Origin of the sequence: Posidoniimonas corsicana, assembly GCF_007859765.1 — a bacterium.
Lineage (GTDB): Bacteria > Planctomycetota > Planctomycetia > Pirellulales > Lacipirellulaceae > Posidoniimonas > Posidoniimonas corsicana.
This window is the reverse complement of the sequence record NZ_SIHJ01000001.1, coordinates 1,535,670-1,546,733: the sequence shown is the minus strand read 5'-3', so window position 1 is coordinate 1,546,733 and position 11,064 is coordinate 1,535,670. Positions and strand designations below refer to the sequence as shown.

8 protein-coding genes are annotated in these 11,064 nt (G+C 66.0%); 4 read left to right on the top strand and 4 right to left on the bottom strand.

The features are described from left to right. Positions 1-93: 93 nt before the first annotated feature. Positions 94-714 carry a glycine zipper domain-containing protein gene (locus KOR34_RS05975; RefSeq protein ID WP_197531183.1) on the bottom strand — a complete coding sequence of 207 codons (621 nt, stop codon included), beginning with the start codon at positions 712-714 and terminating at the stop codon, positions 94-96. Positions 715-941: 227 nt separating this feature from the next. Between KOR34_RS05975 and KOR34_RS05970 the strand changes: the two genes are divergently transcribed. Next, positions 942-1,529 (top strand): type VI secretion system tube protein Hcp, encoded by a 588-nt coding sequence (locus KOR34_RS05970; RefSeq protein ID WP_146563084.1) that lies wholly within the window; start codon positions 942-944, stop codon positions 1,527-1,529. A 3-nt stretch (positions 1,530-1,532) separates the two neighbouring features. Here KOR34_RS05970 and KOR34_RS05965 read toward each other — a convergent pair whose 3' ends face one another. Both KOR34_RS05965 and KOR34_RS05960 read right to left on the bottom strand, forming a co-directional pair. Next, positions 1,533-2,969, bottom strand: coding sequence for a DUF1593 domain-containing protein (locus KOR34_RS05965; protein ID WP_146563082.1), 1,437 nt, complete (start codon positions 2,967-2,969; stop codon positions 1,533-1,535). 35 nt (positions 2,970-3,004) lie between these two features. Further along, positions 3,005-4,291 carry a DUF1593 domain-containing protein gene (locus tag KOR34_RS05960; RefSeq protein WP_146563079.1) on the bottom strand — a complete coding sequence of 429 codons (1,287 nt, stop codon included), beginning with the start codon at positions 4,289-4,291 and terminating at the stop codon, positions 3,005-3,007. 916 nt (positions 4,292-5,207) lie between these two features. On the opposite strand from KOR34_RS05960, the gene KOR34_RS05955 reads away from it, so the two are divergent. From KOR34_RS05955 to KOR34_RS05945, 3 genes are all read left to right on the top strand, one after another. Beyond that, complete coding sequence (locus KOR34_RS05955) at positions 5,208-6,464, top strand: trans-sulfuration enzyme family protein (RefSeq protein ID WP_146563078.1); 1,257 nt, start codon at positions 5,208-5,210, stop codon at positions 6,462-6,464. A gap of 103 nt (positions 6,465-6,567) precedes the next feature. Then, positions 6,568-6,951, top strand: coding sequence for a holo-ACP synthase (acpS, locus tag KOR34_RS05950; RefSeq protein WP_146563076.1), 384 nt, complete (start codon positions 6,568-6,570; stop codon positions 6,949-6,951). A gap of 92 nt (positions 6,952-7,043) precedes the next feature. Beyond that, on the top strand, positions 7,044-8,057 hold the full coding sequence (locus KOR34_RS05945) for a hypothetical protein (RefSeq protein ID WP_146563074.1): 1,014 nt from the start codon (positions 7,044-7,046) through the stop codon (positions 8,055-8,057). 47 nt (positions 8,058-8,104) lie between these two features. Here KOR34_RS05945 and topA read toward each other — a convergent pair whose 3' ends face one another. Further along, entirely contained in the window at positions 8,105-10,783 is a 2,679-nt protein-coding gene (gene topA / locus KOR34_RS05940) for a type I DNA topoisomerase (protein ID WP_146563072.1), read from the bottom strand. Positions 10,784-11,064 lie beyond the last annotated feature (281 nt).

Sequence of the window (11,064 nt, the reverse complement as noted above, 5' to 3'; positions counted from 1 at the left end):
AACGTGGCCTCGGGGACACCCCAGAAGGCCTAACCCCACTATAGTTCGACAGTTACGTCAAATCCAATCCGCGGGGCAGGCGGGCGACGGCAATCAATGCCCGACGCTGACCGACCACCCTACGCGGGGGCCGCAGGCACGCCGGTGGTAGTGGTGGAAGTGCCGCGGTGGGGGATAAAACACCGGCGCTCCGTAATGGTGTTCCTCGATTATCACCGGTTGGGCGGCCGACGCCTGGGCCACGGCCGGCTGGGCCGGCGGGTTCATCATGGCCTGGATCGCCTCGGTGGGCACCCCATTTTGAGACAGCAGCACCACCTCGTTGGCGGTCAGTGGGTGGGCCACGCCGGAGGTCTGAACGTACTGCGTGATCAGCCGCGGGTCGACGCCCGACTTGCTCATCGCGATCACCTCGTCGACGGTCGCCGCGCCGGCCGATACCTGGCGTCCCATCTGGGTGGCGATCGCCGCCCGGTTTTCCGCAGCCAGGCGGTCCATCTCGCCGCCGACGGCGCCGCCAGTCAACGCTCCGATGCCGGCGCCAATCACCGCCCCTGCGCCGGCGTCGCCGGTCTGGCTGCCCACCAGGGCGCCGATGCCGGCGCCCGCCAGGCTGCCCGCGGCCGCGCCGCGATCCGCGTAGTACGGAGAACGACACCCGGCCGCCAACACGGCCAGCAGCGTCAACCAGGCGTAGGGGGTGCGCATCGTCATGGTTCCGAACATCGGCCGGGGCGGGGTCGGGCCTAGAGGCAGGCGTGCTAGCGTCGTTAGAGTCGCCCGGCGACGTTCGCAGGACGGCCGCGGCGGGTCAAGAGAATCTGGGGAGCGTGTGGCGGGCCGCGGCCGCCGCCGGTGATAGACCAGCATGCAACATGCCGCCCGCAGCGATCCGCAGGACGGCCCCCTCCACCTCACCCCACCTTACCGGAGTCAGAACCATGTCCCGCCAACGCCGCCTGTCGCGTGTTGAGTCCCTGGAGTCCCGTCAGCTGATGGCCGCCGACCTGGGCGCCGCCGATGTCGCGCCGACCGAGGCGTACGACAACACCGAATGGTTCATCGCCGACTCCTTCTCGTTCGGCGTCGAGCGTGAGATGAAGGAGAGCGGCGAGAAGGGCGGCACCGCCGACATCAACATCGGGGTCGGCGAGCTGCAGGAGTGCACCATCAGCAAGTCGATGGACTCCGCGTCGATCGACCTCGCCCACACCGAGGCGGGAGACTCCGGCGAGCCGATGTGCTACCTCAAGTACAAGCTGGACCGCTGCTTCGTGAAGAGCTGGTCCATCAGCGGTGACGCCGACGACCGGCCCACCGAAGAGGTCGCGATGTCCACGGCGCTGGCCCAGTTCGCCATCAACGGCAACTCGCCCGGCACGGCCGAGATCGACTTTGTCGAGGTGGCCGGCAGCGGCGACGCCGACGACCGCCCGACCGAGGAGGTCGCGTTCTACTACAACAAGATCGCGTTCCAGTACGCGGCGACCAAGGACGGCGAGATCTTCGAGAACGAGGAGAGCCGGTAGCTGCTACTCCTGTACATCAACGACAACCCGCCGGTAGCGGGTCAGCGGCGGGGCGCCATGGTCGGTGACCGCCAGGATGATGTGCATCGTGCCCGTGCCCGGCGGCATCACCCTGCCGCTGGGCACGGTGAATGAAGCCTGCGGGCTGTTGGCGTTCTTGATGTCCAATGGCTGCCCGGTTCGGCCGTCGGAGGTCGCGAGCGTGCCCACCTCGCCGTAGTAGAACCAGTGGTAGTCGAGGTCGTCGCCGTCGGGGTCGGTGGTCCCGGTCGCGTCCAGGTCGACCCGGCCCCGCGGCTGGGCCGTCAGTCGGTCGGAGTGGGCCAGCTTCACCACCGGCGGGTGGTTGGCCTGGTCGAATGACTTGGTCGTCCAGTCGATGCGGGCGGCGAAGTCGTTCTGGTAGGCCGGGCGCCACCGCCAGATCGTGGCGTGGTTGCCGCTGTGCCATCGCCCGTCGACTCCCATCACCTCGTCCACCGTGTCCGACCAGAAGGGCCGGGTCTCGGGCTCCTGGAACCACTTCTGCATCCGCGGCGTGTAGTGCTCGTACCGCCCGCCCCAGCCGCCCCAGTTGGGGTGCTCGGGCGTGTTGAGCCCGTTGTTGACCAGGCCCAGGAAGCTGGGCGTGTCGCCCTCCATCAGGTACTCGGTGTGGGGGTGCTCGGCGCCTAGGGGGCCGTGGTGTTTGCGGATGTGCTTGTCCAGCCACTCGTTGCTGACCAGCTCGAAGTCGGCCCCGGTGAACCGGCCGTGGAACCGATCGCCGCTGATGCCGCTCCAGGTCGCGTAGTGGTAGGCGCCGCCGGCGTGCATGCCGGGGCTCGCGACGTAGAACAGATCAGGGAACGTCTTGCGGATCCAGGGGCCGCTGTTGTCCTGATCGGAGATCGTGTAGACGCGGAGCTTCGCGACGAACCGGGCCAGCTCCTCGGGCGAACGGGTGGCGCGAACCTTCCACAGCGCCTGCGCCAGCACATTGGGGCCGCCCCACACCGTAACCCACAGAGGGCGTGGGTCGTCGCGGCCGGCGGCCTCGATCAGCAGATCCGAGCCGGTCGAGTCCTTCCCCTCCCCGACCGCGTTCATGCCGTAGTCGGGCAGGCCCTCGCGGATCACCGACCGCAGGTGCTCCGCCGTGGGGTAGCCGGGCTCGTGCAGCAGCAGGTTGTCACGGACCTTGGCGTAGGCGTCGACGATCTCCTCGATCCGCCAGCGGGCGGTCTTGCTGTGTTGGTGGATCGACGTGGTCGCGACCAGCCCCTCGATATCGAAGTGGTTGGCGTAGGTCAGCAGCCGCACCATCGACTGCGCATCGTCTGGTTCGTTCTCGATGTCCGTCAGCACTAGCAGTCGCTGCTTGGCGTCGGCGGCCCGACCAACGCCGGCGCCGGCAGTCAGCATAAACAAGATTAGAAGCGCGGCGTTTGGGTTTCTCATAGCAACAATCTAGCGGTCAAGTTGTCGAAAACCTACTAGGGCCGGCAGCGGTCCATACGCTCGGCGAAGTCGGCTAAAAAGTCCTTCCGCCAGCGGCTCACCGACTTCGCGCCGGGGTGCACGCCGACCGCCTGGGCCGGGTCGGGGTCGTCGATCCACCAGTTGGGATGCCGCGTCGAAACGCTACGGGTCCGCGCTGCCGACGCCGGCGTCGCTTCAAACTGTGCGGTCAGACCGTCGAGCGCGGCGTGATCGCTCTGGACCTTGACGTCCCACACCTTGGCGTCGCGCGGCGAAAAGCGGAAGCGGAGTCCCCCCTCCTCCACCACGCCCGGCGACGGCGGCCGGCCGCCCGAGAACGTCATTTGCGTGTGGTGCTCGGGCAGGTAGCCGTCCGGGGTGTGCAGCACGAACTCGGTTACGCCAAACGCCTCGGACTGGGCATCGCGGGTGGGGAGCCCATGAAAAACGGTCTTCCTTCCATCCCAGATCCGCACGTAGCTGCCGCCCCAGCCCGGCGCGGCCGGGTCGTCCGGCACGCCGTGCAGCAGCCGAGCGACCGACGGCGTGTCGCCCATCTTGAGGTCGTCCTTGGCGTCGACGAACAACGCCCCCAACGCGCCGTGACCGGCGACGTGACTGGCGACGAACCGGCGGTTGTCCCACTCGCCCTGCTGATCGCCGCCGGTGAACCAGCCGCGGTAGGTGGCGTTGGCCTCGATCATCCACAGTTCGGGGTGGCGCTGCTCGATGTAGTTGTACGCGTTCACGCTCCACTTCTTGTTGGGCCCGCCGATGAAGTAGACCCGCAGCTTGGGGAGGATGTCCGGCGCGTCATGCAGGGCCTGGGCCAGGTCCTCCAGACCGCCCCACACCAATACGTGCAGCGGACGCGGGTCGTCCCGCCGGGCGGACTCGATGATCCACCGCGAGCCCTCGGTCGGCTCGCCAAGCCCCGAGGCGCCCGGCAGCTCCGTAGCGCCCTGCTTGCAGACCGCGCGGAGCGTGTCGGCGGTGGGGTAACGCTCGGAGTGGCGGGCCAGGCACGGGTAGTCCTGTTCGTAGGCGTCGATCACCCGCAGCAGGTCCTGCTTCCGACCAGGGCCGTAGGGCGAGGCGACCAGCCCCTCTATTTCGAACAGGTCCGCGTAGACCAGCAGGTGGACCATCGACTGGAAGTCGTCCGGGTCGGTGCCGCCGATGTCGGTCGAGACCAGCACCCGGTGGCGGGCGCCGTCGGGTGCGGCGTCGGCTGCCTGGGCGACCTGGGTAGCGCAGCCGCCGCAAGCAGCGGTTGCCAATAGGATTGCCAAGATTGGCATTGGGAAGAGGAGACGGTGCATCGGAGATCCCAGCATCACTCTTATGCGAACGAAGAGAGAGACGGCCGTCAGATCAATCAACGGCAGATGCAACAAATCTATCGACTCGCCTATCGGTTTTCAGCAAACGTGTCTCAATTCAAGGAATGACTACTAACGATCGTCCGTCCAATCCTGTTCTCACGACGGCGGCGTGGCCTGGTCCGCTGCTGCGCCGCCGGTCGTCAGCATGCCGTCGATGACCTGACCCACAGAACGAGTCCGGCTCAAAGGTGACTTTGTTGTAGAAACCGGCCACCTGGTCGCTTCCAATAGTGGCATGCGGCGGATTCCGTCCGCTCGTTCTTTGGAAACCGGACCCGCTCGGTAGGCGCTGCGCCGCGTCGCCGGTCAGGATGAGCTCCGCGCAATCTCGCATCGCCGACTTTTGTCCCTATGGGCGCACCACCTTGGACAAAAGTCGCCGCCCGCAGGCCAGACGCGGCGCGGCAAGCCGTTATTCAAAAACAACTTACGGCAATGGCGGATGACGGTACGGGCCGACTTTTGTCCCTAAGAATCGATAGCGCAGAACGGGACAAAACTCGAGCTGCCGCGTGCCGGCCTTGCCTTAGCGGCGGCTGATTGGCGGCGCGGCGGCTGGCCGGCCTCTTGAAGGAGCCCCTAGAATAAGCTAAGCTTATGGCAATTCGGGATTTGTGGCCGCTTGCAGCCGAAACTGCTAAAGAGCCAACGCACCAGCCAGCTATGATCATCGACTTCGGCTGGTCGTACTCCAACGCAATGTTTCTTCCGCGCGTAGTCTGATCGACGCCGTGGAACGCCAAGTAAGCCGCGAGCCTGAACTAGGTTGGCGGCTTGTTTCGTATTGGCGCCGTCAGCCTCCCCCACTTCACCAGCGCGAGGCGCGCCAACGATGGCTACGACGGAAGCGATCCAGAACAAAGTGCAAGAAGCAAAAAGCAATCCCGAAGCCGCCAAGCAACCGCAGGCCGGGCTGACCTCCCAGCCGGGCGCGTCGACCGTCGCGGTGCACGCGGGCGAGGCCCGGCAGAAGCCGGGCGACTCGATCACAGACCCCATCTTCTGCGCGTCGACCTACACGTTCACCGACACGCAGTCGATCATAAACTTCATCGAGCAGGACCAGCCCCGCGAGGAGTACGGCCGCTACGGCAACCCCGGCGAGAAGGTGGTCGAGGCCAAGCTGGCCGCGCTGGAAGGCGCCGAGTCGGCCGTGCTGTTCTCCAGCGGGATGGCGGCGTTGGTCGGGCTGCTGATGGCCAAGCTCAGCCAGGGCGACGAGGTCATCTTCTTCGACGAGTGCTACCACCGCAGCCGACAGTTCTGCAAGGAGCACCTGTCGCGCTTCGGCGTGGTGACCCACGAGGTCAAGACCGGCGACTACCAGGCCCTGGAGGCGACCATCACGCCGCGCACGCGGTTGCTGGTCAGCGAGTCGCCCACCAACCCGCACCAGAGCTGCGTGGACCTGGAGCGGTTCGCCGAGATCGGCCGCCAGCACGAGGTCGAGACCATGATCGACGCCACGCTCGCCACGCCGTACAACCTGCGGCCGATCGAGGCGGGCGTCGACTACGTGCTGCACTCGGCCACAAAGTACCTGGGCGGCCACAACGACCTGCTGGCCGGCGTGGTGTGCGGGTCGAAGCAGCAGATGGCCAGCATCCGCGACCTCCGCGGCGTGATGGGCGCCGTCAACGGCCCGCAGAACATCTACCTGCTGAACCGTGGCCTGAAAACCTTCGAGCTCCGCATGCAGCGGCACAACGAGAACGGCCTGGCCGTGGCGCGGTTCCTGGAGGAGCACCCGCGGGTGCAGAAGGTGTACTACCCCGGACTGGAATCGCACCGCGACCACGAGGTGGCAGCGCAGACGATGCGGGGCTTCGGCGGGCTGGTCACGTTCCTGGTGAAGGACGCCGACTGGCGGGCCACGGCCGACGTGGTCGACGCGGCCAAGATCTTCCGCATCGCCCCCAGCCTGGGCGGCGCCGAGTCGCTGATCGAGCAGCCGCTGGTGATGAGCTACTACAAGCGGACCCCGGAGGAGCGCAAGCAGTTCGGCATCCCAGACAACATGATCCGCCTGGCCTGCGGGCTGGAGAACGCCGAGGATCTGATTGCCGACCTGGGTCAGGCGCTGGGTTAGTTGGGAGTTGGAGGGCGCTCGGCGCTAGTTCTCCGCAGCCAACTCGCGCGTTCTCCGATTTCAAACAACAACTAGCTCCCAGCGTCTTCCAACAGCGTGCCCCATGATTGTCGGCATCGGCACGGACATCATCGAGACGCTCCGCATCGCCAAGATGATTGAGCGGCACGGCGAGCTGTTCATCAACCGGGTCTACACCGAGCACGAGATCAGCTACTGCAGCGCCCAGAAGGCGGCCACGCAGCACTACGCGGGCCGCTGGGCGGCCAAGGAGGCGGTGCTCAAGGCGCTCGGCACCGGCTGGGTGCGGGGCATCTCGTGGCGGGACATCGAGGTCTTCAAGCAGCCCTCCGGCGCGCCGGTGGTGCGGCTTCAAGGGGGCGCCCGCGACGCACTGGAGCGGTCCGGCATCCAGCGGATCCACCTCAGCATCAGCCACTGCCGCAGCCACGCCACGGCCTACGCCGTGGCGGAGAGCGACGACTGAATCGTCGTGATTTGCGGAACTTCCGATGGATCGGTGGCGTACCCTTTATTAGCGCCATCCGCCCCGCCGCATTCCAACGAAGCCGCTAAAGCATGCCAAAGCGCCTGACGCTGCTCCTGCTGTTGATCTCTGCCTCCCCCGCCGCTGCGGGCGAAAACGCCGAAACGGTCGCCGACTGGGTGGCGTCGGCGCTGTCGGGCAAACCGAAGGTGCTTGCCCCGGGCGTCCACGTGGTGAAGGAACCGATCGTGCTCGATGGGGTCCACTCACTGAAGCTAGAGGGCCCCTCCCGGACGCTGATGGACCCGGTCGGGTGGGGCCGCGCGTGGTGGGCGGGCAACAAGGGGCGGGCCTGCATCATCTGCTTCGACCTGCCGGAGGGAGAAGCCGGGATTCAGATGGTTGGTTGTCGGGCGATTGAGCTCAAGGGGGTGAACCTCTGCCGCACGACCCCTGGCTGCCTGGTCACGGACCAGAACGCCAAGGGGAGAAACTCAGGGGACCACACCTTTGTTGACTGCGGCTTCTACCACCGCACACGGGCGCCGGATGCCGGCATCGCTGACCCGCTGGGCGGGCTAGGCCTAGGGGAGAACAATGGCAAGTACGGACTGGGCGTCTACGGCGACAACGGCTGTGACAACTACGCGTTCGTCGACTGCGTGTTCCAGAACCTCGAGCGGGGGATCGACCTCGACTGCCCCCAGACCACGCGGATGATTTTTGTCCGCACCCACTGGCGCCGCTGCGGGCTGATGGGCTACTTCAAGCGGTCGGGCAATATCACGTGCTACTCCTGTGCGCGGTACAGCGGCGGGCCGTTCGTGCTGGAGCAGTGCCCGAGCGCACTGACCTCCGTGACCTGGATCGGCGGTTGGATCGACACGAACCGCAAGACGGCGGACGCGGTCGGGATGGAGCCGCTGGTCGACTTCAGCCGCAACCCAACGGGGCGGCTGCGTCTGGTAGGCGGCAACGGGCGCAAGCTCGGCAACCTGGCCGAAGGGGTAACCTCGCCCCCGCTGATCGTGCCGCCCAAGAACCGGGACAAGCTGGACGTGAGCATCCACGGGCAGTGGTCTGAGAGCCAGGCCCTGCTTCCGTAGGAGAGCGGCCGCCACACGAGCCACCGATCGCGCGCCCGAAACTAACGCTACTCCTTCTTGGCCGCTTTCTTCTTAGCAGCCTTCTTGGTCGTTTTCTTCGCTGCTTTCTTCTTGGCGGCCTTCTTCTTGGGCGCCTTCTTTTTCTTCGACCCTCCGGCGGCCGCTCGGGCCGCTAGCAGGTTGAGGGCCTCGTTGAAGTCGAGCTCTTCCGGGTCGGCGCCCTTGGGGAGCGACGCGTTGGTCTCGCCGTCGGTGACGTACGGGCCGTAACGGCCCTCCAGCAGCTGAACCTTGGTCCCGGTGACCGGCGATTCGTCGAACACCTTGATCGGCGGCTTTGCCGCGCCACGGCCGCGGCCACGGGCCTTGGGCTGGTTGAGCAGTTCGATCGCCTGCTCGACCGTGACGTCCAGCGGCGACACGTCGGCCGGCAGGCTGCGGGTCTCATCGCCACACTTAACGTACGGTCCGTATCGGCCGTTGTAGGCGGTGATGACATTCTCGAGCTTGGGGTGAACGCCGAGCTCCCGCGGCAGGCTGAGCAGCTTCAGGGCGGTCGGGAAGTCGACGTCGTCGACGCTCATCCCCTTGAGCAGCGAGGCGTTCTTTGGCTTCTCGTCGTCCTCCATCGTGCCACGCTGGACATAAGGTCCGAAGCGGCCGGTCTTGAGGTAGACCGGCTTACCGGTCTCCGGGCAGGTTCCCAGCGGCTCGTCCGCCTTGGCCGCCTGGGCGAGCAGCTCAAGCGCGTAGTCCAGCTTCACCTCGTCGGGCGGCAGTTCCTCGGGGAGCGACGCGGTGCGTTCGCCCTTCTCGACGAACGGCGAGAACTTGCCCACCCGCACAAACACCTCGTCGCCTTCGGCGTCGCCGATCTTGATGCGGCTGATGGTGCGGGGATCGATGTCGTCGATCTTGTTCTCAAGCTGCTTCTTCAGGCCGGGCTTGCCGTTCCCGAAGTAGAAGCCCTTGAGGTACTCCAGGTACTCTTTCTCCCCACGGCTAATCGCGTCGAGGTCGTCCTCCATCTCGGCGGTGAACTGGTAATCGACCAACCCGCCCAGGTGGTCCTCCAGCAGCTTGATCACGCTGAACGCGACCCAGGTCGGGACCAGCGCCCCGCCCTTCTTGAACACGTAATTGCGTGCCTGGATGGTGTCGATAATCGACGCGTAGGTTGACGGCCGGCCGATGCCCTTCTCTTCCAGCGCCTTGGTGAGCGCGGCCTCGCTGTACCGGCTGGGGGGCTGGGTGGTGTGGTCCTTGTTGAGCATCTCAACGCAGGTCAGCTTCTCGCCCTCGACCACGCTCGGCAGGGCCTTCTCCTGGTCGGCCAGCTCGGCGTCCGGGTCGTCCGACCCCTCCACGTACGCCCGCAGGTAACCGGGAAAGTCGATGGTCTTGCCGCTCACCTGAAAGACGCAGCCGCCGCCCTCAATGGTCACCACGATCCGCCGCCCGCGGGCGTTCTCCATCTGGCTGGCGACCGTCCGCTTCCAGATCAGCTCGAAGATCTTGAATTCGTCGGAATTAAGCGAGCTGCGCATCTCCGACAACAGCGGGAACGGGTGGCCGGCCGGGCGGATCGCCTCGTGTGCCTCCTGGGCGTTCTTAACCTTCCCGCTGTAGGTGCGGGGCTCGGCCGGCAGGAAGGAATCGCCGTACTCGCTCGCCACCAGGTTGCGGGCGTCCTCGACGGCCACCTTCGCGAGGTTGGTCGAGTCGGTACGCATGTAGGTGATGTGGCCGTTCTCGTACAGGCTCTGGGCGGCGCCCATGGTGCGACGGGCGGTGAACCCCAGCTTGCGGTTCGCCTCCTGCTGGAGCGTGCTGGTGGTGAACGGCGCGTACGGCTTGGTCGTGTACGGCTTCTCCTCGACCTTCGTGACGGTGAACTCACCGGTGCGGAGCTTCTCCGCCAAGGCTTCGGACGCCGGGCCGTCCAGCAGCAGCATGTCCGGCTTCTTCAGCTTGCCCGTCATCGGGTCGAAGTTGGACCCGCTGGGGATCTTCTTCCCATCCACCGAGACGATCGCCGCTTCCAGCTTCTGGCCGTCCTCTTTGGCGAACGTGCCGATCAGGTCCCACCAGGTTGCGGACACGAACGCCATACGATCGCGTTCCCGCTCGACGATCAGGCGGACCGCCACACTCTGGACGCGGCCGGCGGACAACTTCGGTCGGACCTTCCGCCACAAGAGGGGGGAGACCTCGTAGCCGTACAGCCGATCGAGGATGCGGCGGGTCTCTTGGGCGCGGACCAGGCCGTCGTCAACCTCGCGGGGCGTGGCGAGCGCGGCCTGGATGGCGTCCTTGGTGATCTCGTGGAACACCAAGCGGTGGACCGGCACCTTGGGCTTAAGGAGCTCCAGCAGGTGCCAACTGATGGCCTCCCCTTCGCGGTCTTCGTCCGTCGCGAGGTAGAGGGTGTCGGCCTTCTTCAGCTGGTCTTTCAGCAGCTTGATCTGCTTCGACTTGCCGGGCGAGGTGACGTAGATCGGAGTGAAGTTGTCCTCGACGTTGACCCCCAGGTTTGCCCAGGGTTCCCCCTTGTACTTGGCAGGGATCTGCTTGGCGCCCTGCGGCAGGTCGCGGACATGGCCTACCGAGGCCTCGACCGTGAAGCCCTTGCCGAGGTACTTGCCGATTGTCTTGGCCTTGGCTGGCGATTCTACGATCACCAACGCGTTGCCGCTCGCCCCGTTTGCCGCCTTCTTCTTGGCCATTGCTTCCTGACTTCTCGCTGCGTCCTTCAGCGGCGCGACTCAACGCGGCCGCGGGCGGCCTGGATGTCGCCGCCCTGAGTCATGGTAGGACGTGCTACCGCTCTGGGTGAACTGCTGTTAGTCGAATTTCGGCCGCGGGAGTCGCCCACACTCCCGATTGCCATTGCATTTACGTCAATCTGCCATAGAATTGCCCGCTTCTAATCGATTGGTCGGGTTGTCAAGGATATAGGAACCCGCCGCAGACGCTGTCAAGTGTGCCCCCGGCCGCTGGAGAGCGC

Bases quoted from the DNA above. Each gene is read 5' to 3' on its own strand.
- KOR34_RS05975 (WP_197531183.1), bottom strand. From the start codon at position 714: ATGACGATGCGCACCCCCTACGCCTGGTTGACGCTGCTGGCCGTGTTG.
- KOR34_RS05970 (WP_146563084.1), top strand. From the start codon at position 942: ATGTCCCGCCAACGCCGCCTGTCGCGTGTTGAGTCCCTGGAGTCCCGT.
- KOR34_RS05965 (WP_146563082.1), bottom strand. From the start codon at position 2,969: ATGAGAAACCCAAACGCCGCGCTTCTAATCTTGTTTATGCTGACTGCC.
- KOR34_RS05960 (WP_146563079.1), bottom strand. From the start codon at position 4,291: ATGCCAATCTTGGCAATCCTATTGGCAACCGCTGCTTGCGGCGGCTGC.
- KOR34_RS05955 (WP_146563078.1), top strand. From the start codon at position 5,208: ATGGCTACGACGGAAGCGATCCAGAACAAAGTGCAAGAAGCAAAAAGC.
- acpS (WP_146563076.1), top strand. From the start codon at position 6,568: ATGATTGTCGGCATCGGCACGGACATCATCGAGACGCTCCGCATCGCC.
- KOR34_RS05945 (WP_146563074.1), top strand. From the start codon at position 7,044: ATGCCAAAGCGCCTGACGCTGCTCCTGCTGTTGATCTCTGCCTCCCCC.
- topA (WP_146563072.1), bottom strand. From the start codon at position 10,783: ATGGCCAAGAAGAAGGCGGCAAACGGGGCGAGCGGCAACGCGTTGGTG.